Raw genomic sequence first — 25186 nt, forward strand, 5'->3', positions numbered from 1 at the left:
ACGGCTTAGAAAAACGCCTGCAACCCGGTCTGCGCACGCCCCAGAATCAACGCGTGCACATCGTGGGTACCCTCGTAGGTATTGACCGCTTCCAGGTTCATCGCGTGGCGGATCACGTGGAATTCGTCGGAGATACCGTTGCCGCCGTGCATATCGCGGGCGACACGGGCGATGTCCAGGGCCTTGCCACAGTTGTTGCGTTTCACCAGGGAAATCATCGTCGGGTCAAAACTGGATTTCTGCTCGTCCATCAAGCGGCCGACGCGCAGCGAACCCTGCAGGCCCAGCGCGATTTCGGTCTGCATATCCGCGAGCTTTTTCTGGAACAGCTGAGTCTGGGCCAGCGGCTTGTCGAACTGCTTGCGGTCGAGGCCATACTGGCGCGCGGCGTGCCAGCAGAATTCTGCGGCCCCCAGGGCACCCCAGGAAATACCGTAGCGGGCGCGGTTCAGGCAGCCGAAGGGGCCGCCCAGGCCTTTGATGTCCGGGAAACGGTTGTCTTCGGGAACGAACACGTTATCCATCACGATTTCACCGGTGATGGACGCTCGCAGGGAGAACTTGCCTTCGATTTTCGGCGCGCTCAGGCCCTCCATGCCTTTCTCCAGTACGAAGCCGCGGATATCGCCTTCGTCATCCTTCGCCCATACCACAAACACATCGGCGATGGGGCTGTTGGTGATCCACATCTTGGCGCCGGTGAGGCGGTAGCCGCCGTCGACTTTTTTCGCGCGGGTCTTCATCCCGGCGGGGTCAGAACCGGCATCCGGTTCGGTGAGGCCGAAGCAGCCAACCCACTCACCGGTGGCGAGTTTCGGCAGGTACTTTTCTTTCTGGGCCTCGCTGCCGTAGGCATAAATTGGGTGCATGACGAGACTCGACTGCACGCTCATGGCGGAGCGGTAGCCAGAGTCGACGCGCTCAACCTCCCGTGCCACCAGGCCGTAGGACACATAGTTGAGGCCAGCACAGCCATAACCTTCGATGGTGGAACCCAGCAAACCGAGTTCGCCCATCTCATTCATGATTTCGCGGTGGAAAATCTCGTGGCGGTTGGCTTCAAGCACTCGCGGCATCAGTTTTGACTGACAGTACTCGCGGGCGGTGTCGCGGATCATGCGCTCTTCATCGCTCAGCTGTCGATCCAGCAGGAGAATGTCGTCCCAGTGTGCCAAAGGCTGGTTCTTACTCATGGTTCGGGTCCGTGCGGTTTGGTAGTTTTCGGATTTCGGGCGTTCACCGTGAATTTCCGGCAGCCCATCTCTCTTCTAGCAATCTTAGGCAAATGGCCGGCGACTCCTCACCTCGCTCGGTGGCAAACTGCCGCCATCGCGCGGTTGGGGGGCGCCGAAGCCACTTGAATACCGGGTCATCATAACCGACATGGTCGCCGACTTCGAGAATGTGATCACTTTTTTGTGAGGGCGAATCACCACATTTTCTCTGGTGAGTGCTTTTCGGTCGGGAGGTAAACAAACGTAAAACGTCTTGGCGCTCCCGGTGAAATTTCGATAATGAAAAAAAATGCAGTTATATCGAATTAAAACTATGGGCATTTTGCCGAAATTGGCCGTATTCGGCGGGTTTGTGGGTGCACTGTCCCTGGCGGGATGCAGCACGCCGTCGCTGCCGCCAGACCTGCCGCAACAGACCCTCGGATTGCCGGGGCAGTTTAGCGCTTCCGGCTCACTTGCCCAGGATCAGCGCTGGTGGCAGAGCTTTGGCGACAGCGAACTCGACCAGCTGGTGAGCATTGCGCTTGCCACCAATCCCGACCTGCAGGCTACCTACTGGCGCCTGCAGCAGGCGGATGCGGCGGCCGCGCAGGCCCGCAGCGGATTCTGGCCGCGTCTCACCGGTTCCCTGGATAACACCGAGCAGCGGCGCTCTTCTGCCGATGGTTTTGATTTTTCCGGTGGCGAGAATGAGGGCAACAGCTGGAGCGGGAGTCTCGCCGCCGGCTATGAGATCGATCTCTGGGGCCGGGTGCGCAGCGGTGCGCGCGCGGCGGAGGCCGGGCGCCTGGCCCAGCAGGACAACCTGCAGGTCGCGGCGCTGACCTTGGTGGCAGAAGTGACCGGCCTGTGGTTGCAACTGCAGGAGTCCAGGGGGCAGCAGCAGTTGCTGGAGCAGCAGCTCGAGATCAACCGCAAAACCCTGCGCGCACTGGAGCTGCGCTTTGGCGGCGGTGTGGGTGCCGCCGCGGACGTTTTGCAGCAGCGGCAACTGGTACAGCAGTCGTTGCAGGAACTGGATCAGAGCCGTGCGGATACACAGATTCTTCTTACCCAGCTGGCGGCGCTTCTCGGTACCAGCGCGGAAGGGCTGCCGGCGTTTGTACTGCAGCGTGAATCGCTGCCAGGCCTGCCGGCTCTGCCCGCTACCGGCGTACCATCGGAACTGCTGTTGCGCCGACCGGATGTGCGCCGCGCCCAGCGCGAACTGCTGCAGGGGCACTACCTGGCGGATCAGGCCTGGGCAGAGCGACTGCCGGCACTGACGCTCAGCCTGTTTTTCAATGGCGGCGGCCGCTCGCTTGCGGATATTACCGAGGACTGGCTGCTGAATTTCAGCGCCGCACTCGATGGGGTGATCTTCGATGGAGGCAACCTCGCCGCCGCACAGCGCCAGCAGAAAGCGGTGGAGCAGGAGCGCTGGGCCGCGTTTCGCACCGCGGTGATGCAGTCGCTGTCGGAAGTGGAGCAGGCGCTGATCAACGAGCAGGCCATTCGCGAGCGCCTGCAACATCTCGAAACACGATCGCAACTGGCGGACCAGATTACTGTGCGCCAGCGACGGGCCTATGGCCGTGGCACCGTGGATTTTCTCAACGTGCTGTCGGCAACCAATAATCAACAATCACTCGAGCGGCAGCTGCTGACGGCGCGCCGCGAACTGCTGGAAAACCGGGTAACACTGTACCGCGCGCTTTCTGGGGGATTGCCGACAGTCGATCTGCCCGAGCCCTCGGCGGTAGAGCTGGAAGTTTACCGGGTGGAGAATAACTAATGGCACAGCATGCGTTACTGAAAAAGATCAACTGGAGTATTGCCGTTCCGGTGCTGCTGATCGTGCTGGCATCTCTGATGTCCAACTGGCTGCTGCGTGAGAAACCGACGATGCAGCGGGGCGAGCGCAAGGCGCCGCCACTGACCGTGGATATCGCCAGCGCTGAGTACGGGCAATTCCCGCTCACTATCCGCGCACTGGGTAAAGTGACGGCGCGGGAACTGGTGGAATTGCAGCCGCAGGTGGATGGCCGCGTGGAATGGCTGAATTACGATCTCGGCCCCGGTTCCACCCTGACTAAAGGTGAGGTGCTGCTGCGCATCGAGCAGGAGCCCTACCAGCTCGCGCTGCAGACTGCGCGCAGTACCCTGGCCGAGCGCCGAGCGGAACTGCAGCAGGAGCAGGGCCAGCGCCAGGTGGCGCAGGAAGAGTTTGAGCTGTTGGGTGACACGCTGCCGGACGCAGACCGGTCGCTGGTACTACGCGAACCGCAGCTGGCCGCCGCGCGCGCCCGCGTGGATTCCGCCCAGGCTCAGCTCAAACTGGCGGAACGCGACTTGCGCCTTACCAGCCTCGCCGCACCGTTCAATGCGTTACTGGTTTCCCGCAGTGTGGATATTGGCGATCGTGTCGCCCCCGGCACAGTGATGTACACCCTGGCGGGCGCGGACCGTTTCCAGATCGAAGTGGAAGTGCCGGCGAGCCAGCTGCCGCAATTGAATACCCCGAAGGCGGTGGTGCGCATTCGTGGCAGCCAGTGGCCCCAGGGCGTATTCCGCGAGGGGCGTTTTGTGCGGGTGATCCCGGTGCTGGAAGAGCAGGGCCGGCTGGCGCGTGTGCTGGTGGAGCTCGACGATCCGCTGGGTATAGAGAACCCGTCCAATCCACAGCTCCTGCTGAACGATCTCGCGCGAGTGGAAATTACCGGCCGCGCTGCAGGCCAGCAGGTTCGTATCCCGCTGACCGCGCTGCAGGATGGCAATCAGGTGTGGGTGGTGCAGGACGGGAAAATTCATATCCAGCCGGTTGAGGTTTCGCACTTCGATAACGAGTTTGCGATTCTTGCCAGCGGCCTTAAGGGTGACGAGACACTGGTGACCACACGTCTCACCAGCGTGACTGAAAATATGCCGGTCCGCACCGTGGGTGAAGCGCGCAATCCCGGGGACGCGCGCGCGCCGCGCCCTGATGCGACGAGATCAGCACCCGCCGGCCCCGGTAAAAATAGCCAGCCACCGGAATTGCCGGAACCCGGTGAAAAAAGCCGCAAGGCGGGTACTGACGGTGAACGCGGATGAGTAGTAACCATCAATTCAGCGATAAGCGCCAACGCCCCCCCGTGGATACCAGGCACGGCCCCATCGCGTGGATGACGCACAACCATGTCACCGCGAACCTGTTGATGCTGGTGCTGCTGTTTGGCGGCTTGTTTTTCTCCTTTGCCATCAAGAAGGAGGTCTTCCCCGAGTTCAGCCTTGATATGGTGACGGTGAACATCTCCTATCCCGGCGCCAGCCCGGAGGAGGTGGAGCGCGGCGTGCTGGTTCCTGCGGAGCAGGCGATCACCGGTCTTGAGGGGGTCAAGGAATTGCGCGGCAGCGCGGGTGAAGGCAGTGCAAGTCTTACCCTGGAACTCGATGAAGATGCCGATGGCAACAAGGTGTTCCAGGATGTTCAGGCCGCGATCGATCGGGTGAGTACTTTCCCCTCCGATATCGAACGCCCGCAGGTCAGCCTGGCGGAGCGCAAGCGCGATGTGCTGGATGTGGTCATCTACGGCAACATGGACGAGCGTACCCTGCGGGAGTTCGTCATGCAGGTGTATGACAAGCTGGAGGCGCACCCCGACATCACCCAGGTCGAGGCCTACGGGGTCAAGGATTACGAAGTTGCCATCGAGGTAGACCGCGACGATCTGCGCCGCTACAACCTGTCGCTGCCGGATATCGCCCAGCTGGTGCGCAACGCCGCGGTGGATGTCCCGGCGGGTGCTGTGAAGTCCGAATCGGGAGAGATCCTGGTGCGGGTCACCGAGCGCAAGGACTGGGCGCGTCAGTTCGGCGATATTGCTGTGGCCCGCAGTGAGGGCGGCGGTACCGTGCGCCTGCGGGATGTCGCCACCATTCGCGACGCGCTGGTGGATGAACCGCGCAACATGGTGTTCAACGGCGAGCCGGCAGCGGGCATCAATGTGTTTCGCATCGGCGACCAGACGCCGATGAGCGTCAGTGACGCCACCCATGAGGTGCTGGATGAACTGCGCGAAAACCTGCCGCCGGGCATTCATGTCAGTGTGCGCGACGACGACTCGGAAATTTTCAAGGAGCGCCTGGCGCTGTTGCTGAAAAATGGGTTTCTCGGGTTGTTGCTGGTGTTCGTGGTACTCGGGGCATTTCTTGAATTGCGACTCGCATTCTGGGTAACCCTGGGTATTCCGACCAGTTTCCTGGGGGCGCTGCTATTCCTGCCGGCGATGGATATTTCCATCAATATGGTGAGCATGTTCGCGTTCATCATCGCGCTCGGCATCGTGGTGGATGATGCGATCATCGCCGGTGAAAACATTCACGAGTGGCGCCAGCAGGGCTACAACAACTTCGAGGCCGCGATCGCCGGTGCAAGGCAGGTAGCGGTACCGCTGACGTTTGCCATCCTCACCAATATCGTCGCGTTTCTCCCGCTCACTGAATTGCCCGGTTTTATGGGCAAGATTTTTGGTGTAATCCCGTTTGTGGTGGGCACGGTGTTTGCGATCTCCTGGATTGAAGCGCTGTTTATCCTGCCGGCGCACCTGGCGTACTCCAGGCGGGGTCACAAGAGCCGTGCGGCGCGTCGCTTCGCCGCCCGCCAGAAAATGATTGCGCGCAGCCTCGACCGTTTTGTGGAAAGGCGCTTCAAGCCGACGCTGGACCTGTGTGTGCGGCACCGGTACATCACGATCGCGGTATCCATTGCAATCCTGATTGTGATGACCGGTTACGCGGCCAGTGGGCGCATGGGCTTTACCCTGATGCCGAAGGTGGAGCGGGATTCCGGCCGTGTGGAAGTTACCTTCCCGCCGGGCACCGCGGAGGCCCAGCTGGATCGCGCGCGCAAACAGATCATGAGCGCGGCGGATCAGATTCTGGAAGAGACCGGTCGCGACGGTGTGTTTATCGGCATGCGCGGACTGATTCGCAACGACTCGGTACAGGTGGACGTGTACCTCACCCCGGGTGATCAGCGCAGCATTTCGACCGGCGAATTCGTCATGCGCTGGCGTCGCGCGGTGGGGCCGGTACCGGGCTCCCTCAGTTCCAGCTTTGCCAGTGACCGCGGCGGCCCAGGAGCCGGACCGGCGTTGACGGTGGAGTTGCGGCATACGGATACGGATCTGCTCGAGCAGGCGGCAACGCAGCTGGCGGAAGCGCTGAAAGGCTTCCCGTCAGTGGGAGATATCGACGCCGGTGTTTCCCAGGGCAAGCGCCAGCTGGACCTGACCCTCACCGACACCGCCAAGAGCCTCGGCCTTACTGCGGAGGATATCGGTCGTCAGCTGCGCGCCTCACTGTACGGGGCCGAAGCCTTCCGCCAGCAGCGCGGGCGCGACCAGGTGAAGGTGATGGTGCGCTTGCCGGAAGAGGAGCGGGTGACGCTGGATGATGTCAACAGCATCATGATCCGCGCTGGTAATGGCCTGTGGTTACCGCTGCCGGATCTGGTGCAAATCGACCAGGGGCGCGCCTATGCCACCATTAATCGTCGCGAGGGGCGGCGGGTAATGACGGTCACGGCCAATGTGGACCCGGCAGATCAGGCGGCACTGGTGATCAATGAGTTAAACCTGAGTGTGATGCCGCAGTTGCGGGCACAGTATCCAGGCTTGTCGATTTCCTACGAGGGGCGCCAGGCGCAAGAGCGGGAGGGGCTTTCTTCCCTGGCGGTGACGTTTTCGCTGACGCTGGCGATCTTGTATTTCCTGCTGGCCATTCCGCTGAAGAGCTATATCCAGCCGCTCACGGTGATGGTGGCAATTCCGTTCGGGGTGATCGGTGCCCTGCTGGGCCACCTGCTAATGGGCTACGGACTCAGTATGGTGAGCATTCTGGGGATGGTGGCGCTGGCGGGGGTTGTGATCAACGATACGCTGGTGATGATCGAGTACGGCAACCGGTTGCGGGAGGAGGGTGTACCCATCACCGACGCCATCAAGGCCGCGGCCTCCCGCCGATTCCGTCCGATTATCTTGACCACGGTAACTACCTTCTGTGGCCTGATGCCGATGATTTTTGAAACTTCGGTGCAGGCGAAATTCATGATTCCGATGGCGATTTCACTGGGCTACGGAATCCTTGCTGCTACCACCATTTCCCTGTTGCTGGTGCCGTGTCTGTATCTGATGTTTTCCCGTGATATTCCGGTGTTGTTTGGCCTTTTGAAAGGCCGAGCTCTTGCGAACTCTTCGACTTAGTAGAGGCTTTGAGTCTATCGTTCCGTCGGCGACGTCCCTGTCGCCGACGCTTTCGAAAACCCATACCCAGCAATTTCCGTTCAATTCAAAGTTAATCCCTGCGCAAATGGTCCTTGATCGCAATGGGGTTGGGAAAATTCAAAACCACGATATACGAAGAAACCAGGAAGGTAAGGATTGCCGTTGCCTGAATCAGGTGTGAAGCGGCGCTGCCTATCAATTGCTGGCTCATCGCCAGATACGCAATCAACAGCGAGAACTCGCTGATCTGCCCGAGGCGAAAGCCGATATCCCACGCGAGAATATTTCGCTCACTCTGCTGCCCCAAGAGGTAGCGGAATACTACCGGCTTTATTACCAGTACTGCGATGGCCGTCACCAGAGCGGGCAGCGCGATTTGGGGGATCATCTCCAGATGGAATTGTGCGCCGAGGCTGAAGAAAAACAGAATCAGGAAGAAGTCGCGCAACGGCTTAAGACTGATCGCGATGTACTGGGAAATGGGGCTGGTGGCGAGGGTGATACCCGCGATAAACGCGCCGATTTCCCGCGACAGGCCCATGATTTCCGCCAGTTCCGCAAGTCCCATGCACCAGCCCAGCGCCAGCAGAAACACGTATTCGTGAAAACGGTCGAATTTTGCCAGCAGCGGCTGCAACACATAACGTACCGCACCCCAGGCAACGGCGATCAGCAGGGGCAGCGCGGCAAAGGAGATACCCAGTTGGGTGAAGTCCACGGAGCCGGTGCTGCCGCTCAATAAAATCATCAGGCAGGTGATGGCGACGAAGTCCTGGAACAGCAGCAGGCCGACCATCATTTCGCCGAGGTGTTTATGGTGTAGCACCGTGGTGGGCAGGAGTTTGATGCCGATGATGGTACTGGAGAACATCATGGCCATGCCGATCACCCAGGATTCGGTGCTGGTGAATCCGAACAATCTGCCGATGGCGTAGCCCAGGCCGAGGAAAATGGCGGAGCTTATCAGGCCAACGAAGGTGGCTTTGCGCAGTACGGAAATGAGCGCCTTGGGCTGCATGTCGAGGCCGAGCAGGAACAGCAGGAAGATGATGCCGATGTTGGACATCTCTGCCATGAGTTCGACGTTGTCGATGACGCCGAGGGCTGAGGGGCCGAGAAGTACGCCGAGGGCGATATAGGCGACAAGCAGTGGTTGCCGGCCCCATAGGGCGAGCGAGGCGACGATGGCGGCGCCGGTGAAAATCAGGAAAAACGACTGGAACAGGGAGGTCTCGGGCACTGCGCATCCTTGTAGCAGACTGGAGAATTTCGTTGTTCAGGCATTATGGGCGGGGTTTGTATGGGTTTTCAATGTCCCGCCTGCATTTGTGAGTGGTGGTTCTATCTGGTTTCTGGGGCGGCCAAGCAGCGAGTACCCCTTTTCAGAACCGCGGTGAATACATCCCTGTACGCTGCGTCGCAAACATCCCTGTTTGCGACGCTTCTGAAAAGGGGTACCCGCTACTCGGCCTTCGATTCTGAGTTTTGCACTTCGTTAACTATCGGGCTGTTCGAAAAATTAAAGTTTAAACCAGCGCAAACTCTCACCTTTCTCAGACAGGATCGGCTGTTCGCAAATTTCTCCCGGTGGGTTTTCCAGAATCGGGCGGGCCTGCTGAATAAATTCCTCCAGCGGAGTTGCCACCTTGGTCGGCGCTGAAATGTCGGTTTCAAAGCACAGTGCAAACGGATCGCTCGCTTTCTCGCCCTGGTAACGCCACACCCCGTGTGCTGTGTCGTACTGGTAGTAGGGCAGCATGCGGTGGCCGAATTCAGCGATGAGTTCGATGGCGTCGATCAGGTAGTCGACGGTTTCTTCATCGAGGAAATAGTTGAAGTTCAAGCGCACCCAGCCCGGCTTGAGGATACTCTCGCCTTCGCTCACCAGTTGTTCGATGGCGGTGCTCTGTTCGTCGGTGAGGTGCAGCAAATGGTGCCCGTAGGGGCCCGCGCAGGAGCAGCCACCGCGGACCTGGATGCCGAACAGGTCGTTGAGCAGGGCGACGACGAAACCGTGATGCAGCGGCTTGCCGTCGTGCAGCAGGTGCAGGGAGACGATGCTGACCCGTTCCGCTTCAGTGCCGCCGAGGATCTGGATGTTCTCGTTGCCGCTCCAGCGCGCGAAGGCGCGGTCGAGCCAGTGGGCTTCGCGCGCTTCGATGACATCGGCGCCCACCTGGTCTTTTAGCGCAAACGCCATGCCGGCACGCACGGATTCCACGATGGCCGGGGTGCCGGCTTCTTCACGGCGTTCGCCCGCCGGCAGGTAGGTGTGTCTTCCCGGACTTACCCAGGACACCGTGCCGCCGCCGGTGACGGAGGGCTGGTTTTGCGGCAGCAGTGAGCGGCGCACGATCAGCAGGCCGGGGGTGCCGGGACCGCCGACGAATTTGTGCGGGGAGATAAACAGGGCGTCTTTACTGCTGAGTTCATCTTCGCCGCGTACGTCAATTCCTACATAGGGCGCTGCCGCGGCATAGTCCCAGAAGGAGAGGGCGCCGTTCTTGTGCAGCAGGCGGGTGACGGCGTCTACATCGGTACGGATGCCGGTGACGTTGGAGGCGGCGGAAAAGCTGCCGATCTTCAGCGGGCGATCGGCGTACTGGTCGAGGGCATTTTGCAGGGCTTCAAGGTCGACTCCGCCAGCGGCATCCAGCGGGATGGTGACCACGTCGGCAATGGACTCCCGCCAGGGCAGGTCGTTGGAGTGGTGCTCGTAGGGGCCGATAAAAACCACCGGGCGCTTGTCTTCCGGAATCAGTCCGGCGCTGCCGCCGAATCTGCTGTAGCAGTCGGCGCGCAGGCCGAGGGAGTCCACCAGGCGGTTGACCGCAGCGGTTGCGCCGGCACCGCAGAAAATAATCGCGTGATCATCGCTCGCATTCACGGACTTGCGAATGGCCGCGCGCGCCTGCTCGCGGAACGCAGTGGTCTGGCGCCCGGTGGCCGAGGTCTCGGTGTGGGTGTTGGCGTACCAAGGGAGCACGCGGTTGCGAATCGCATCCTCGATAAAAGTCAGTGCACGGCCGGATGCGGTGTAGTCGGCGTAAATCAGCGGTCGCTGCCCGAACGGGGTCTGCATCGGCATGCGTTCGCCGATGACGTTGTCGCGAATACGCTGAAGCAAGGATTCGGTTTTGTTATCGATTTCTAGTGAACCGTTTGCGGACATGGCAACCTCAAATGACTGCGCCCGCGGGATCAACCGCGGGCAAATTTATCAGTATTTGAGCTGGGGTTATTCTCCCGGCGGTATGGGCAGTTCGGTGGTGCTTTTGATCTGCTCCATGGCGAAATTGGAGGCTACATCGGAGATGCCCGAGTGGGCGATCAGCCTTTTGTAGAAGCGGTCATAGGAGGCCACGTCGCTGACGACCACACGGAGTATGTAGTCGTAGTCGCCCGCCATGCGGTAGCAGTCCACCACTTCTGGCAGGTCGGCCATGGCACTGGAAAAGGACTCCGCCCATTCCGCGCTGTGCTGGTTGGTTTTTACCTGGGCAAACACCGATACCGGCAGTCCGAGGACTTCAGCATCCAGCAGTGCGACCTTGCGGCGAATGATGCCGCTTTTCTCCAATTTCTGTATCCGGCGCCAGCACGGGGTTTTGGTAAGACCCACGCGCTCGGCCAGCTCTTCGATGGAGAGACTAACATCAGATTGGAGGATGGCAAGAAGTTGTCGATCAATCGCGTCGAGTGAGGACATAGTTCTACATATCTCCCGAAAACGCGGGGATCGGTTCCATGAAGCGTATCCATTCCGCTATCCGTAGCAACAAAATACCCCAGTAATTTTGGAGGGCGCAGCGAGATCCGACTTTGGTGAGCCTCGGAAGAATCCTTTGCTGTGCCCCGTGTCTTGCTGGTAACGATAATCTCAGTTCCGGGGTGTCAGTAGTGGAATTTTCTCTGCGCTATGCAGGCAACAAAAAAGGCCGGGCGATGCCCGGCCAATCAACAGGGAGATATTGGAAAATTGTCCTGAAGAATCAGGCGGCTTCCTTCGGTGGGAACATGGGCTCGTACAGGCCAGCGGCCATGGCTTCGCGCACACGCGCCATCAGGTCGATCTCGGTAAGCTGCTGCAGGTTCTCAAGGTTACGCAGCACGTAGTAGATGGGCTGTACGATGTCGATGCGGTAGGGCGTGCGCAATGCATCCACCACATCAAAGTCTGCGCGTACCGGCTCATCACTCAGTGCATAGAGGGTTTCTTTCGGTGAGGAGAGAATACCGCCGCCGTAAATGCGCAGCCCATCTTTGGTATTCAACAGCCCGAACTCCACGGTGAACCAGTAGAGGCGTGCGAGGTAGGCGCGTTCTTTGGGGGAGGCATTCAGCCCCAGTTCGCCGTAGTTCTGTGTGAAATTGGCGAAGGCCGGATTGGTGAGCATGGCGCAGTGGCCAAAGATCTCGTGAAAGATATCCGGCTCCTGCAGGTAGTCGAATTCCTCCGGAGTGCGGATAAACGTTGCCACCGGGAACTTGCGCTCAGACAGCAGGCGGAAAAAGGTTTCGAAACCGATCAGTGCCGGTACCCGTGCGCATTCCCAGCCGGTTTCCCGGCGCAGTACAGCGCTCACTTCTTCCAGTTGCGGAATGCGGTCGCGGGGCAGGTCGAGCAGCTCCAGGCCGTGCAGGAACTCGTCGCAGGCGCGACCGGGTATGACCTGCAGCTGGCGTTCGATCAGCTGCTGCCAGGTCTGGTGTTCGAGTTCGGTGTACTCGATGAAGCCGCTGGCGTCGGGCTCACGCGCGACATATTTGCTGGGCTTTTTGGTAGCACTCACGGTTGTCTTTTCAACGCTCACGGCTGCTTTTTCAACGCTCACGGCTGTTACCTCTTGTGGGCGGTCAGCATGTGCCGCCTCATCTGTTGTTATTTGTACTCTCTATTCTTAGACACCCGGAGGCCGGTTCGGCAGGGGGGAGGGTGGAGAACTTGAAGCTACAGTCAGCTACTGGCTACACTTCCTGTAAATAATTGTTTACAGGTCTGCCGTGAGAATAGAAATAACCTGTAGTGATCGCGTGGGCATCCTTCAGGAAATTATGGCGATATTTGCCGAATTCCGGATCAATGTGCGCACTGGTGAGATCGGCGGTGACAGTGGTGATAAGGTCTATTTGTCTGCCCCCGGGCTGCTGGTGACGCAATTTCAGTCAATAGAAAAGGCCTTACACCGGGTTCCCGGCGTGCAGAAGGTGCGCCGAATTGCCCTGATTCCCTCGGAACGCCGGCACTTTGAGCTGGATACCCTGCTGCGTCATGTAGCCTTTCCGGTACTTTCTGTCGACCGGGAGGGGCAAATTGTTGCCGCCAATCTCGCGGCCGCGCGCGCCTTCGGCGTAAGCCTGGGACAGGTGGCGGGTATGCATTTGCAGCGTTTCATGCCCCGTTTGCAGCTGGAAGAGCTGCTGCGGGGGATCACCGCGCCGCGATACGGTTTTCCGGTATCCGTGCGTGGCCGCGATTACCTGCTGGACTGGTCGCCCATAGCGCTGGCGGATGATCCGGGGCAAGTCTCTTCACTGGCGGGTGCGGTTCTGACGTTGCAGGCGCAGGAACAGACGCGGGACAGGGATGCCTCCCTGGAGCCGCCCACGCCCTGTGTATTGTGGGATCTGGATAAGCGCCGCGAGTGCTGTCTGCGTTTGCAGCAGCTCGCACCGTTGCGGGAAGCGCTGCTACTCACCGGCGAGCGTGGCACCGGCAAAAGTACTTTTCTCGGCGCGGCCTACTATCTCAGCCCGCTGGCGGAATACGGGCAAGTGCAGCAATTCCGCGGCGCCACCTTTACGCCTTCGGCACTGGCGGCGGCCGCTGCACTGGCGGAAACCGCGGTGCTGTTGGTGGATGATCTGGAGCTTGCGCCGGAGGCGGTGCAACTCGGTCTCGCGGAGATGATCCTTCACGGCCGATTTCGCCCTCGGCTGATCGCATCGGCACGGTCTCTCGACAGCCTGCAGCGTCCGCTGCAGCAATTGTTTGACGCGAACCAGGTTAACCTGCCGCCGCTGCGCGCAATGCGGCCGGTGATCGGGCGGTTTGCTGCACTGATCCAGCGTGAACTTGGTGAGGTCGATGGCCCACTGCTGGAAGACGTCGTACACATGCTCAAACTGCGAGACTGGCCGACCAACCTGATTGGGCTCTCTCAATATCTACAGGCTGCTTTTGCTCATTTGCGGGGGCGGGGTGGCAGTGTGCTCGCGCCTGAGGATTTTCCGGATGAACCGGCGACGGAAGAATTGCCGTGGAGAGACTGGGGGCGGGGGTTGAGCCTGCCGGAGCAGATGGAGAAAGTGGAACGGGCAATTCTCGCAGAAATGCTGGCAGAAACGCCGCCCGCACAGCATTCCAGCCGGGAGCTGGCGCGGCGGCTGGGTATTTCCCACACCGCCGTTGCCAATAAATTGCGTAAATATGGACTGAGTGGTGAATAGGCAGCCTTAGCGCTCGATATTGCCCAGCCACATATCCTTGTACATCACGAAATCGCCCCACAGTGAGTAGAACGGATGCTTGAAGGTGGCGGGGCGGTTGTGTTCGAAAAAGAAATGCCCGATCCAGGCGAAGCCATATCCGGCAACAGGCAGCGCAGCGAAATACCACCACTGGCCGGTGATCAGCGCCGTCGCCAGCAGGGCGATCACCAGGCTGGTGCCGACGAAATGCAGCCGGCGGCAGGTCAGGTTGCTGTGCTCTTTCAGGTAGTAGGGGTAGAAGTCGCGAAAACTGCGAAATTCGGGCGTTTTCTCCGTGGGCACTTGTTGCTGCTCGTTCATTGCGGTGTCGGCCATCTCGCTATCCTGTTATCGGTTATTTTGGATTCACTAATGCGGTTTGCGTTGACGAGAAGTGTACGTCTGTTCCAGTTTTAGACCAATTGGTACCTGTTTTATTGCCGCAGGGCTGGTAGTGTACGCATCTATATTTGTGATCACTTTTTTAATAAGGCGGTAGTTATGGCCGGTCCGCTGGCACACCTCAAGGTTCTCGATCTCAGTCGGATTCTGGCGGGCCCCTGGGCCGGCCAGGTGCTGGCGGATTTCGGGGCTGAAGTCATCAAGGTTGAGCGTCCACAAAAGGGCGACGACACCCGTCACTGGGGGCCTCCTTATCTGAAGGATCAGGCCGGTGAGGAAACCAATGAGGCGGCCTACTATCTGTGCGCCAACCGCGGTAAGAAATCCATTACGGTGGACATCACCAGCCCCAAGGGGCAGCAGCTGGTGCTTGCGCTGGCAAAGCAGTGCGATGTGCTGCTGGAAAACTACAAGGTGGGTGGCCTTAAAAAGTACGGACTCGATTACGACGCCGTGCGCGCAGTGAATCCGAAGGTCATCTACTGCTCAATTACCGGCTTCGGCCAGACTGGCCCCTATGCCAACCGTGCCGGCTACGACGCGATGATCCAGGGTATGGGCGGCTTGATGAGCCTGACCGGTGTACCCGAGGGGCAGCCCGGCGCCGGACCGCAAAAAGTGGGGGTTGCGGTGGCGGACCTGATGACCGGCATGTACGCGGTTTCCGGAATTCTCGCCGCGGTAATCCACCGCGACAGAACTGGCGAGGGCCAGCAGATTGACTTGGCGCTGCTGGATACCCAGGTGGCCTGGCTTGCCAATCAGGCCCAGAACTATCTCACCTCCGGGAAAAGTCCCGAACGACAGGGCACCGCACATCCGAATATCGTTCCCTATCAGGCGGTGCCCGCGAGCGATGGTTACTTCATGCTGGCGGTGGGCAACGATGCCCAGTTTCAGAAATTCTGCGCCATCGCAGGGCTGGATGAGATCGCGCAAAACCCGGCGTATGCCAGCAATAACGCACGGGTGCAGGCACGCGATGAACTGGTGCCGCTGATTGAGCAGGCGACCCGCCAGCAGCCCGCGGCCTGGTGGCTGGAAAAACTGAGTGATGCCCACGTGCCCTGTGGGCCGATCAACAACCTGGCGCAGGTGTTTGCGGATCCCCAGGTGCAGGCGCGGGGCATGGTGGTCGAACAGGAACACCCGGTTGCGGGTAAAGTCAAAACGGTACGTAATCCGCTGGGATTTTCTGCTTCAGCCCTGGAATACGAGCAGGCACCCCCGGTACTCGGGCAGCACACGGAAGAACTTTTGCACTCTCTGTTGTCCATGAATGATGAGGAAATTGGGCACCTGCGTGAGCAGGGGGTGATCTAGAGGCGCCTGCCGATATTGGCAGGGGGAGAGTTTATGCCGATATCATTTTCAGGACGAAAAGGTGGGATTGCGATTTCCCTCGGGTTAGTCGCGATAGTGATATTGGCCGCCTGTGAGCGAAATACATCGTTAAGTTCAGAGGCGGCGCCCAATGCCGTAGAGTTCTCGCTGGCGGCACAATCTGCGGAAGACCATCTTGCCAAACAACCGATGCCGACGGACACCAAACCTTCCTACGATTGCAGCGCAAAACTGGACAGCTCCATTGAGGAACTGATCTGTCGCGATGTATCTCTCGCGGCACTCGACCGCCAGATGGCAGAGGTCTTTGCCGCAGCCAGCAAAACGCAATTGGCGCAGCAGGATAAATATTTCAAGGCCAGCCAGCGCGGGTGGATCAAGGGGCGCAACGATTGCTGGAAGGCGGATGACAAGCGCCAATGTGTGGTCGACCGCTACCGGCAGCGCATTTCAGAGTTACAGATTCAATACCGGTTGGTACCTATCACAGGTTCTGCGACCTATCTGTGTGATGGCCTCGTGGTAACCGCCACCTATTTTGCAACTGAGCCGTCTGCACTGTTGGCCCGCTACAAAGGGGAGGAGTCGATCATGCGCGTTACGCGCAGTGCCAGCGGCAGCCACTATGTCGGGCGTAACGAAAGCATCTGGGAGCATCAGGGGGAGGCCACCATCGTATGGGGCTACGGTGCACCGGAAATGTATTGCACGGTGGAACACTAAGGGTGTAATTGGATTAATTGGTGCCAATAAATGGAATTCGGCGCCAATTGTGGTGTGGTAAATGGCGACTGCGCTACTATTCAGTGAATTTGCGAGGGTAGTGAATTCTAGAGGGCTGCCAGTCTGTGAGGGCTCTGCGCAAAAAATAATGCACAACAGGGATAGTTTGCATGAGCGCAATTTTGCTGATGTTGCTCGGGCTTGGCGGCATGGCCGCGGGCTACCTCTTTTACTCCCGCTTTATTGCCGATCGGATTTATCGTTTCGATCCGGATTTCATTACCCCTGCCCACGAGTTTGAAGACGGTGTTGACTATGTCCCCACCAATAAATTCGTACTCTGGGGGCATCACTTCACTTCCGTGGCAGGGGCTGCGCCCATTGTGGGGCCTGCCATCGCCGTGATCTGGGGCTGGCTCCCGGCATTTCTGTGGGTGGTGCTCGGTACCATCTTTTTCGCCGGCGTACACGATAGTGGTGCCATCTGGGCCAGTGTGCGCAATCGGGCGCTTTCCGTCGGTTCGCTCACCGGTCAGGTGGTGGGCAAGCGCGCCCGTACCATTTTCATGATCGTGATATTCCTGGTGTTGCTGATGGTCAACGCCGTGTTCGGCGTGGTGATCGCGGGCCTGCTGATCAAGAACCCCGCCTCGGTGGTGCCAATCTGGGGTGCAATTGCAGTGGCACTGGTGATTGGTCAGGCGATTTACCGCTTCAAGTTAAATCTCGCACTGGTTTCCCTGCTCGGCGTCGTTGCGCTTTACACGCTGATCTATATCGGTCCCGACATACCTGTTTCACTGCCGGAGCAGGTTTTCGGTTTGTCCGATGGCGCCGCGTGGATTCTGATTCTGTTCGCCTATGCGGCCATCGCCTCGCTGTTGCCTGTATGGGTGCTATTACAGCCGCGGGACTATATCAACGGGCTGCAACTGTTTGTGGGTTTGATCCTGTTGTACGGCGCGGTGCTGATCGCGAGCCCCGAGGTCGTGGCGCCGATGATCAACCACAATGTACCCGAGGGCGCACCGCCGCTGATTCCACTATTGTTTGTGACCATCGCCTGCGGGGCGATTTCCGGCTTCCACGGCCTGGTGGCTTCGGGCACCACATCGAAGCAGCTGGACAGGGAGCCGGATGCCCGCTTCGTGGGCTATTTCGGCTCGGTGGGAGAGGGAGCGCTGGCGCTGGCGGCGATCATTGCTGTCTCCGCGGGATTCGCGACACTCGGCGAGTGGCAGGGGGTGTATACCGCATTTGGCCAGGGTGGGGTACAGGCATTTGTAGACGGCGGAGCCACCATTCTGCACAACGGTGTGGGCATCGACACGGAAGTGTCCGCCACCATCCTGACGGTGATGGCGGCGCTGTTTGCCGGTACCACCATGGATACCGGATTGCGCCTGCAGCGCTACATCTTCCAGGAGTTCGGAGAGATCTATCGTATTCACTGGCTTGGCAGGCCGCTGCCGGCGACGTTGATGGCGGTGGGCTGCTGCATCCTGCTGGCGTTTGGTGCCGGCGGTGCCGAAGGTTCCGGTGGCCTGCTGATCTGGCCGCTGTTCGGTACCACCAACCAGCTGCTCGCCGGGCTCACGCTGCTGGTGATCACGGTGATGCTGGTGCGGTTAAAGCGCCCCATGTGGATCACCCTGATCCCGCTGGTGTTCCTGCTGGTGATGACGCTGGCGGCGCTGGTGATCCAGTTGAACGAGTTCTACCAGAAAAGAGACTGGTTCCTGCTGGGGCTGGATGTGGTGGTGCTGGTGGCGGCGATCCTGGTGACCTTGGAGTGCGCCTCCGCATTTAAAAAACCTGCGCGGGACTCCATCGGCGGGGAATCCTGAAAAAGTATATGAATCTGGGATGATGAATTAATTATTGCGCAAAGCGTTCAATTCCAAGCGGAAGAGGGTGAGGTGATGGATACACCGAAAAAACCTGGATTGCCGAAGAATCTGAAGCTGGTATTTCGCAGAATCGGCGAACAACTGGAGGCCTACTACAACGGTCCCTACCGCAGTGCCCTGGCCCGTGCCGAGCGGGATGAGGAAGACCTGTTCATGCTGCTGGTATACGCGGAGTCCCTCGGTATTCCCAATCCGGTGAGCCTGTACACCCTGGAATTGCAGCCGCTGATGCTGGAGCGTTTCCACGAATGGCACCGGCGCATGGGTATGGAGCGATCCCCCCTCGACGAATTGCGCTGCTGCTGATGCCCGATAATCTTCCGACAACGCCGCTCAATCTCGATCAGCTGTTGCAGCGCCGGCTGCTGATGGTGGGTGGCAAGGGCGGCGTAGGTAAAAGTACGGTGGCGGCGAGCCTCGCGGTGGCTGCGGCAAACAGGGGGCGCAAAACCCTGCTGATTTCCACCGACCCCGCACACAATCTCAGTGACCTGTTTGAATGTACCTTGGGAAGCAAGGCCCCGCAGCAGATCCCCTGGGCGGGTGGTGGATTGCTTGCTCAGGAGTTGAATCCAAGTGCGGCGCTGGACGCGTATCTGGATACAGTGCGTAGCCAGATGTTGCCCCACGTAGCCATCAACTTGCGCCCCCAGCTTGAAAAGCAGCTGCATCTCACGCGCCATTCGCCGGGGGCGGAAGAAGCTGCACTGCTTGATGAAATTACCCGCCTGATCCAGCGTCGGCACGAGTACGACCTGATTGTTTTCGATACCGCCCCCACCGGGCACACCTTGCGCTTGTTGTCACTGCCAGCGGTGATGTCCACCTGGGTGGATGGGTTGGTGTCGCAGAAAAAGCGCACCGAGCGCTTTCGCGACGTGATTGGCTCTCTTCGTATTCCACGCAAGTCTTCGTCGCAACGCGAGAAGCCCAGCAAAAATTTACCGCCAGTTCTCGCACCATTGCTCGAGCGCCAGCAACGTTTTCGCGAATCCGCGCAAGTATTGTGCGACCCGAAGGCTACCGGCTTTCTGTTTGTAATGACGGCGGAATCACTACCGCTGGAAGAAACTCTGCGTGCGGCGGCGGCCCTGGCAGAAGAGAATATCGCCGTTGCGGGGCTGGTGCTCAACCGCCTGTTGCCGCAGGAAGCAGAGCAGGTGGATTTTCTGCGCGGCGCCTGGGCACTTCAGCAGCAAGTACTGGAGAAAGTGTCTGCGAAATTTGCACACCTGCCAAAGTTACAGTTGCCGATGACCGGGCGTGCATTGCAGGGCCGGGCGGGGCTGGAATGGCTGGCGCAAGAGCTCGTCGCGCAATCGACTGCTGTGGCAGGTCAGCCGCTCTAGTGCGGAGCGGCTTGCTGGTTACCAGTGGTTTGCTCAGCTGGGTTCGGAGGTGTCCTCAGCCAATTGGCCGGATGCGTGAGTGCGAACTGGCATCTCTGCAGGCTGCTCTGCGCCACTTGGGTTCCGCGGCCACTCCTTGATGTAGATATCCGATTTTGTGTACGGAATTTCTACCTTATGTACTGCGAAGGCTTTGTAAATGCCTAACAGCAGTTCGTGGCGGATACGTCCGCGCTCTTCCGGCAGTGAAATCCAGACGAGTAAATCGAAGTCGAGACTGGATGCGCCAAACTGTCGCATGCGTACCCGCGGTTCGGGCGTGGTGGCGAGGTCCGGGTGTTGCGTTGCAATATCCAGCAAAATCCTGCAGACCTGCTCGGCGTCCGACCCATAGGCCACGCCCACCGGGATGGTGACGCGGATGGAAGGACTGGGGCCGCCACTCTCATTCACAATCTTGCCGCTCGCGATCAGTGAATTGGGCAGCGTGATCTCCACGTCCCCGCGCGTCAGTATGCGGGTGCTGCGCAGGCCTATTTGGGTAACGCGGCCGCGCTCGCCACTGTCGAGATTCACAAAATCGCCCACCTTGTAAGGTGCGTCGACGAGAATAAAAAAGCCGGAAAACAGGTTGGCCAGGGTGTCCTTTGCGGCAAAACCCACTGCAATACCGATCACACCGGCAGACGCCAGCCATCCCAGGGGGTTGATCCCCCAGACGAGCAACAGGAGATAGCTGCCGAAAAGAATGACCAGCATCTTGCAGGTCAGGTCGAGCAGGGGGATCGCGCGCTGGTCGATCAGTGACAGTCGTGCCGATTGGGTGCTGATGACCTCCAGCAATGTGCCGCAGTGGAGGAACAGGGTGCGAACCCAGCTCGCCAGTACGACCGTGGTTAACAGACTGGTTAAAATACGGCTGTTGTCCGGTATTGCCAGGCGGCACGCAATAATCAGCCCGACACAGATAATGGTGGTGAAAACCGGCCGCTGTAGCTGCACAAGCAATCGCGAGCCGGGACCCAAATCATCCTGCGGCAGCCAGCGTTTCAGCTGTTTAAATATCACAATGCGACAAAGCACCGCGACTACTAGCGCACCTGCGAATATGGCCGCGGCGCCCAGCAGTGGGTGGTCCGCGAGCAGTGCGCTGGCCGGCTGCAGTTGTTGTGGCCACCAGTCGGCCGGGTTGGCCGCTGACGTTTCAGGAAGGGGGGTGTTCATACAGGCCAAACTCCATGAGCGTGCGAGAGCAAATCATATCGCAGAAGCACGGATCGCGGCGCTTCACTGGGCCTGAAACTGAAATCGGTTGAGAGAGTGTGTGCTGGGAAACGACGCACACGGCAGGATGCCGCAGCCAGCCCCGCAGGAACTGGCTGCCTGGGTGTGTCAGCCCGCGAGAGAGCGGCGGCGATAGATCGGCAGTGGTTGATCCACTGAAGACTGATAGCTGTCGGTAAAATCCTGCAGTGAATCCAGCAGGCCTTCCAGCGTTTGTTCCCCCTGATAGGCAAACGCATTGAAACCGCAACGTGTCAGGTAGGTCAGCTGGTCGCGCATGAAGCTGCCGACCGCACGCAGTTCGCCGGTGAATCCGTAGCGGCTACGCAGCAGGCGACCGGCGGTAAAGGCGCGGCCATCGGTAAACAGCGGAAAATGCGCGGCAATGAGCGGTAACTCGCTGGCATATTCACCGATCAGATCGGCGGTTTCATCGCTGTCCAGCCACACGCCGATTTCGCCTTTGCGTGCTTGCAGTTGGTCGCGCAGTTCCAGCCAGGTGCTGAGTGGCAGAATAACCCTGCCCGGCGCCAGGTCGGCGGCAGTGATTTCCGCTTCTTCGTCCAGCGGCAACAGGCTCCACTGATTCTCCACCACCGCACCGTCGATGATCAGGCGTGCGGGGTTTTCCGGTTGCGCACCTACAGGTTTCTTAGCTGGCTTTGGCATACACACGCTCCTTGAATGGCTGAAGCCCGATACGGTGGTAGGTGTCGATAAACAGTTCTTCCGGCTGGCGGTTTTCCACGAATACATCGAGGATCTTGCCGATGGTGTCCGGCATCTCGTCGCGGGAGAAGCTGGGGCCCAGCACGGTGCCCAGGCTCGCTTTCTCGTTGGCGCTGCCGCCGAGCTGTATCTGGTAAAACTCCTCGCCCTTCTTGTCCACGCCGAGGATGCCGATGTGGCCGATGTGGTGGTGACCACAGGCGTTCATGCAGCCGGAGATGTTCAGGTGCAGGTCGCCGAGGTCGTAGAGGTAATCCAGGTCATCGAACTTACGCTGGATTGCTTCCGCCACCGGAATGGACTTGGCATTGGCCAGCGAACAGTAATCGCCGCCTGGGCAGCAGATCATATCGGTCAGGGTGCCGATATTCGGGGTGGCGAAGCCGTGCTTGCGCGCCGCCTGCCACAGTTCGTACAGGCGCTCCTGTTCCACGTCTGCCAGTACCACGTTCTGTTCGTGGGTAACCCGCACTTCTCCGAAGCTGAATTCGTCGGCGAGATCGGCAATGGCCTCCAGCTGGCGATCGGTAACGTCGCCCGGGGGAATCCCGGTGGGCTTGGTGCTGAGGGTCACCGCCTGGTAGCCGGGTACCCGATGCGGGAAGGTGTTGCGCTCGAGCCAGCGGGAGAATGCCTTGTCGGAGCCCGCCTGGTCGCGCAGTACGGCCTCCGCATGGCTGCCATTGACGGATTTATAGGCGGGCTGCGGGAAGAAGCGCTTGGACCATTCGATGGCTTCCCGCGGCAGTTCATCGGCACCGTCCTTGATCTGCTCCCACTCCGCTTCCACGCGGCGGGCGAACTCTTCCGCACCCAGTGCCTTCACCAGAATCTTGATGCGAGCCTTGAACTTGTTGTCGCGGCGGCCCAGCTGGTTGTACACGCGCACAATGGCTTCGAGGTAGGAGAGCAGGTGCACTTCCGGCAGGAAATCGCGGATGGCGACGCCGATGATCGGGGTGCGGCCAAGGCCGCCGCCGACGAAAACCTGGAAACCGGTTTCACCGTGATCGTTGCGTACGATTTGCACGCCGATATCGTGGGCGCGGATGGCCGCGCGGTCTTCCGCCGCGCCACATACGGCGATTTTGAATTTGCGCGGCAGGAACGCGAATTCCGGATGGAAAGTGGACCACTGGCGAATCAGTTCGCAGTAGGGGCGGGGGTCTACCAGTTCGTCGCGGGCTACACCGGCGAACTGATCGGTAGTGGTGTTGCGGATGCAGTTGCCGCTGGTCTGCACCGCGTGCATTTCCACTTCGGCGAGTTCCGCGAGGATATCCGGGACATCTTCCAGGTTCGGCCAGTTCAGTTGCACATTCTGGCGGGTGGTGAAGTGGGCGTAACCCTTGTCGTATTTGCGCGTGATATGTGCCAGGCGGCGCACCTGGGTGCTGTTCAGGAGGCCGTAGGGCACTGCGATACGGAGCATCGGCGCCAGTCGCTGGATATACAAGCCATTCTGCAGGCGCAGGGGCAGAAATTGTTCCTCACTCAGCTCACCGGCGAGGTAGCGCTCGGTCTGGCCGCGAAACTGGGCCACGCGTTCCCGGATCAGTTTGTGGTCCTGTTCGTCGTATTGATACATAAGAGCTTGATTCCATTGCTTTTTTACGCCGACTCTCAGTGCCAGGTCTGCGCCCGACCAATGCCCAACGGGACTTCTTGAGGCTATCAGCCACCCTGAGATGGCGGTTAACATACCAGCCGCCTTATACAAAAAATAACAATATTTTCCGCTAAATTAGTAACTGATGGTTATAAGCAGCAGGTCTTGGTGAAAATGCTGGAAAACCGCGCGGTTGCACGCCCTGCGGGGATTTGGTCTACTTGGACAACCGCCGTTTTTCCGCGGTACTGCTACCTTTAAAAACAATAATGAGTTCTTGAGTGACGGAGTATTGCGATGAGCGATCAAGCAGCCCGAGAAGTAGTAGTTGTATCGGACGATAGTGATAACCTGGTAGACGCCCTTGCAGCGGTGGCATTGGTAGCCATCTTTGTAGGCACCTGCATATTCTGGGTGGCGTCTCAGGGGTAGGGAAAAGCTACTGCGCGTGCGTCTGGCGGCGTCCGGGTGGTGCTCACAATCCCTGCGTACTAATGTACGCTCCGGTTGATGCGCTCCTGCGGCCACCACCAGCCACACGCTCGCTACGTTTTTCAGCGATTCCTTAAGCAGTTTCAGTTGAAGTTCGCCGCTGGCTCGGCGGGCTTATCCCATATTGCTTAATACCGTCTTCACCACCAGGATCAGTGCGATCACGAACAGTGTGGTGAAGATCACGCCTGCGGCAACGTAAGTCTTGATGCTGCCGCCCTTGAAATCCCTTTCCCGGTTTTTGTTGGACTGTACGCCGATGGCGGCGGCCAGTGTGCTGAGCACCACCTGGCCGAAGGACGGTTTCCGGTTTTTATTGTTGTCTGTCATGTTGGTCTCCTTCCCGCGCATTGTTTCACTTTGAACAGTTTCGACCGAATCAGTCCTCAAGATTTGGTCGCACCCAGCGCTCCAGTTCATCCACGCTCATGCCTTTGCGCTCGGCCAGGCTTTCCAGTTGGTCGCGCGCGATCTTGCCCACGTTAAAGTACTTTGACTCCGGGTGGGCGAAGTACCAGCCGCTGACCGCGGCCGCGGGCATCATGGCGAAGCTGGAGGTCAGCTCGATACCAGCATTTTCCTCCGCGTTCAGCAGGCGGAACAGGGTGGCTTTTTCGGTGTGATCCGGGCAGGCGGGATAACCAGGAGCAGGGCGGATGCCGGAGTAGGACTCCTTGATCAGCTCCTCATTGCTGAGTGCCTCGTCGGCCTGGTAACCCCAGTAATGCCTGCGTACTTCGCGGTGCAGGTACTCCGCGAGGGATTCTGCGAGGCGGTCTGCCAGCGCCTTAACCATGATCGCACTGTAGTCGTCGTGCCTGGCTTCAAATTCCGCCGCCAGTTCGTCCGCGCCGATACCGGTGGTAACCGCAAAACCGCCCACATAATCTGCCACGCCGGAACCGACCGGTGCGATGAAGTCTGCCAGCGAGCGGCAGTAGCCGTCACCGCCGCGTTTCTGCACCTGCTGGCGCATCTGGTGCAGGCGTGCGAGTTCTTCGCTGCGACTTTCGTCGGTGTACACCACGATGTCGTCGCCATCCGAGTTCGCCGGCCACAGGCCAAATACCGCCCGTGCCTTCAGGCGCTTGTTGTCGATGATGTCCGCGAGCATGGTCTGGGCGTTCTTGAACAGGTCGGTCGCCGCTTCGCCCACCACTTCATCGTTCAGGATGGCAGGGAACTTGCCCGCCAGATCCCAGGAGATGAAGAAGGGCGTCCAGTCGATGGTGTCGACCAGTTTGTCCAGCGGGAAGTCGTCCAGCACCGTGATGCCCGGTTTGTTTGGTGCCACCGGCTGGAAACTGGCCCAGTCGAATTGCGGGCCCGCCTTCAGCGCGTCCGCGTAACTCAGGCGCGGGTCGTTGCGCTTGCGGTTGGCGGTGCGCTCGCG

Annotated in this window: 20 protein-coding genes; 9 read left to right on the top strand and 11 right to left on the bottom strand. The window is 59.5% G+C overall.

The genetic code is table 11. The annotated features are described in order from the left end of the window. Window positions 1–5 precede the first annotated feature (5 nt). Window positions 6–1193: an acyl-CoA dehydrogenase gene (locus VIL80_RS06700; protein ID WP_318954251.1), complete on the bottom strand. Its 1188-nt coding sequence runs from the start codon at window positions 1191–1193 to the stop codon at window positions 6–8. Window positions 1194–1587: 394 nt separating this feature from the next. On the opposite strand from VIL80_RS06700, the gene VIL80_RS06705 reads away from it, so the two are divergent. The 3 genes from VIL80_RS06705 to VIL80_RS06715 are packed head-to-tail and all read left to right on the top strand — an operon-like array spanning window position 1588 to window position 7459. Then, window positions 1588–3009 (top strand): efflux transporter outer membrane subunit, encoded by a 1422-nt coding sequence (locus VIL80_RS06705; RefSeq protein WP_332035346.1) that lies wholly within the window; start codon window positions 1588–1590, stop codon window positions 3007–3009. After that, entirely contained in the window at window positions 3009–4307 is a 1299-nt protein-coding gene (locus VIL80_RS06710) for an efflux RND transporter periplasmic adaptor subunit (RefSeq protein WP_332035347.1), read from the top strand. The genes VIL80_RS06705 and VIL80_RS06710 overlap by 1 nt, the downstream gene beginning before the upstream one ends. Further along, complete coding sequence (locus VIL80_RS06715) at window positions 4304–7459, top strand: efflux RND transporter permease subunit (RefSeq protein WP_332035348.1); 3156 nt, start codon at window positions 4304–4306, stop codon at window positions 7457–7459. The genes VIL80_RS06710 and VIL80_RS06715 overlap by 4 nt, the downstream gene beginning before the upstream one ends. Before the next feature lie 91 nt (window positions 7460–7550). Here the strand turns inward: VIL80_RS06715 and VIL80_RS06720 are convergent, their stop codons facing one another. From VIL80_RS06720 to phhA, 4 genes are all read right to left on the bottom strand, one after another. Beyond that, window positions 7551–8720 (bottom strand): cation:proton antiporter, encoded by a 1170-nt coding sequence (locus VIL80_RS06720; protein ID WP_332035349.1) that lies wholly within the window; start codon window positions 8718–8720, stop codon window positions 7551–7553. A 279-nt stretch (window positions 8721–8999) separates the two neighbouring features. After that, the gene (locus VIL80_RS06725; protein ID WP_332035350.1) at window positions 9000–10652 is read right to left on the bottom strand and encodes an aminotransferase class V-fold PLP-dependent enzyme; all 1653 of its coding nucleotides are present in this window, start codon (window positions 10650–10652) and stop codon (window positions 9000–9002) included. Window positions 10653–10718: 66 nt separating this feature from the next. Further along, a complete protein-coding gene (locus VIL80_RS06730; RefSeq protein WP_332035351.1) occupies window positions 10719–11189 on the bottom strand; it encodes an Lrp/AsnC family transcriptional regulator in 471 nt (156 codons plus the stop codon). A 283-nt stretch (window positions 11190–11472) separates the two neighbouring features. Beyond that, the gene (phhA, locus tag VIL80_RS06735) at window positions 11473–12273 is read right to left on the bottom strand and encodes a phenylalanine 4-monooxygenase (protein WP_332035352.1); all 801 of its coding nucleotides are present in this window, start codon (window positions 12271–12273) and stop codon (window positions 11473–11475) included. A gap of 211 nt (window positions 12274–12484) precedes the next feature. Here phhA and VIL80_RS06740 point away from each other — a divergent pair, with 211 nt between their 5' ends. After that, entirely contained in the window at window positions 12485–13930 is a 1446-nt protein-coding gene (locus VIL80_RS06740; protein ID WP_332035353.1) for a TyrR/PhhR family helix-turn-helix DNA-binding protein, read from the top strand. A 6-nt stretch (window positions 13931–13936) separates the two neighbouring features. Here the strand turns inward: VIL80_RS06740 and VIL80_RS06745 are convergent, their stop codons facing one another. After that, window positions 13937–14287, bottom strand: coding sequence for an Mpo1-like protein (locus VIL80_RS06745; RefSeq protein ID WP_332035354.1), 351 nt, complete (start codon window positions 14285–14287; stop codon window positions 13937–13939). Window positions 14288–14452: 165 nt separating this feature from the next. Between VIL80_RS06745 and VIL80_RS06750 the strand changes: the two genes are divergently transcribed. From VIL80_RS06750 to VIL80_RS06770, 5 genes are all read left to right on the top strand, one after another. Continuing rightward, complete coding sequence (locus VIL80_RS06750) at window positions 14453–15676, top strand: CaiB/BaiF CoA transferase family protein (protein ID WP_332035355.1); 1224 nt, start codon at window positions 14453–14455, stop codon at window positions 15674–15676. 210 nt (window positions 15677–15886) lie between these two features. Beyond that, window positions 15887–16420: an MliC family protein gene (locus tag VIL80_RS06755; RefSeq protein ID WP_332035356.1), complete on the top strand. Its 534-nt coding sequence runs from the start codon at window positions 15887–15889 to the stop codon at window positions 16418–16420. Between the two features lie 170 nt (window positions 16421–16590). After that, window positions 16591–18267, top strand: a complete 1677-nt coding sequence (locus tag VIL80_RS06760; RefSeq protein ID WP_332035357.1) for a carbon starvation CstA family protein — start codon at window positions 16591–16593, stop codon at window positions 18265–18267. A gap of 75 nt (window positions 18268–18342) precedes the next feature. Further along, window positions 18343–18636, top strand: coding sequence for a cory-CC-star protein (locus VIL80_RS06765; RefSeq protein ID WP_332035358.1), 294 nt, complete (start codon window positions 18343–18345; stop codon window positions 18634–18636). Then, window positions 18636–19679: an ArsA family ATPase gene (locus VIL80_RS06770; protein WP_332035359.1), complete on the top strand. Its 1044-nt coding sequence runs from the start codon at window positions 18636–18638 to the stop codon at window positions 19677–19679. The genes VIL80_RS06765 and VIL80_RS06770 overlap by 1 nt, the downstream gene beginning before the upstream one ends. Window positions 19680–19712: 33 nt before the next feature. Here VIL80_RS06770 and VIL80_RS06775 read toward each other — a convergent pair whose 3' ends face one another. The 5 genes from VIL80_RS06775 to VIL80_RS06795 form a co-directional block, all read right to left on the bottom strand. Continuing rightward, entirely contained in the window at window positions 19713–20903 is a 1191-nt protein-coding gene (locus VIL80_RS06775; RefSeq protein ID WP_332035360.1) for a mechanosensitive ion channel family protein, read from the bottom strand. A gap of 168 nt (window positions 20904–21071) precedes the next feature. Next, window positions 21072–21632: a DUF934 domain-containing protein gene (locus tag VIL80_RS06780; protein ID WP_332035361.1), complete on the bottom strand. Its 561-nt coding sequence runs from the start codon at window positions 21630–21632 to the stop codon at window positions 21072–21074. After that, the gene (locus VIL80_RS06785) at window positions 21616–23280 is read right to left on the bottom strand and encodes a nitrite/sulfite reductase (protein WP_332035362.1); all 1665 of its coding nucleotides are present in this window, start codon (window positions 23278–23280) and stop codon (window positions 21616–21618) included. Before VIL80_RS06785 ends, VIL80_RS06780 begins: the two co-directional genes overlap by 17 nt. A gap of 627 nt (window positions 23281–23907) precedes the next feature. Continuing rightward, on the bottom strand, window positions 23908–24123 hold the full coding sequence (locus tag VIL80_RS06790) for a DUF2970 domain-containing protein (RefSeq protein WP_332035363.1): 216 nt from the start codon (window positions 24121–24123) through the stop codon (window positions 23908–23910). Between the two features lie 49 nt (window positions 24124–24172). Further along, window positions 24173–25186, bottom strand: a 1014-nt coding sequence (locus VIL80_RS06795) for a vitamin B12 dependent-methionine synthase activation domain-containing protein (RefSeq protein ID WP_332035364.1), incomplete at its 5' end; no start/stop codon positions are given.

The sequence above is a fragment of the Microbulbifer sp. genome (assembly GCF_036563125.1).
Classification (GTDB): Bacteria; Pseudomonadota; Gammaproteobacteria; order Pseudomonadales; family Cellvibrionaceae; genus Microbulbifer.

What these genes read in the sequence shown, in the direction of transcription:
- VIL80_RS06790 (WP_332035363.1), bottom strand. Translation starts at nt 24,123, where the DNA reads ATGACAGACAACAATAAAAACCGGAAACCGTCCTTCGGCCAGGTGGTG.
- VIL80_RS06750 (WP_332035355.1), top strand. Translation starts at nt 14,453, where the DNA reads ATGGCCGGTCCGCTGGCACACCTCAAGGTTCTCGATCTCAGTCGGATT.
- VIL80_RS06755 (WP_332035356.1), top strand. Translation starts at nt 15,887, where the DNA reads ATGCCGACGGACACCAAACCTTCCTACGATTGCAGCGCAAAACTGGAC.
- VIL80_RS06765 (WP_332035358.1), top strand. Translation starts at nt 18,343, where the DNA reads ATGGATACACCGAAAAAACCTGGATTGCCGAAGAATCTGAAGCTGGTA.
- VIL80_RS06700 (WP_318954251.1), bottom strand. Translation starts at nt 1,193, where the DNA reads ATGAGTAAGAACCAGCCTTTGGCACACTGGGACGACATTCTCCTGCTG.
- VIL80_RS06760 (WP_332035357.1), top strand. Translation starts at nt 16,591, where the DNA reads ATGAGCGCAATTTTGCTGATGTTGCTCGGGCTTGGCGGCATGGCCGCG.
- VIL80_RS06715 (WP_332035348.1), top strand. Translation starts at nt 4,304, where the DNA reads ATGAGTAGTAACCATCAATTCAGCGATAAGCGCCAACGCCCCCCCGTG.
- VIL80_RS06775 (WP_332035360.1), bottom strand. Translation starts at nt 20,903, where the DNA reads ATGAACACCCCCCTTCCTGAAACGTCAGCGGCCAACCCGGCCGACTGG.
- VIL80_RS06745 (WP_332035354.1), bottom strand. Translation starts at nt 14,287, where the DNA reads ATGGCCGACACCGCAATGAACGAGCAGCAACAAGTGCCCACGGAGAAA.
- VIL80_RS06710 (WP_332035347.1), top strand. Translation starts at nt 3,009, where the DNA reads ATGGCACAGCATGCGTTACTGAAAAAGATCAACTGGAGTATTGCCGTT.
- VIL80_RS06780 (WP_332035361.1), bottom strand. Translation starts at nt 21,632, where the DNA reads ATGCCAAAGCCAGCTAAGAAACCTGTAGGTGCGCAACCGGAAAACCCC.
- VIL80_RS06730 (WP_332035351.1), bottom strand. Translation starts at nt 11,189, where the DNA reads ATGTCCTCACTCGACGCGATTGATCGACAACTTCTTGCCATCCTCCAA.
- VIL80_RS06725 (WP_332035350.1), bottom strand. Translation starts at nt 10,652, where the DNA reads ATGTCCGCAAACGGTTCACTAGAAATCGATAACAAAACCGAATCCTTG.
- VIL80_RS06770 (WP_332035359.1), top strand. Translation starts at nt 18,636, where the DNA reads ATGCCCGATAATCTTCCGACAACGCCGCTCAATCTCGATCAGCTGTTG.
- VIL80_RS06785 (WP_332035362.1), bottom strand. Translation starts at nt 23,280, where the DNA reads ATGTATCAATACGACGAACAGGACCACAAACTGATCCGGGAACGCGTG.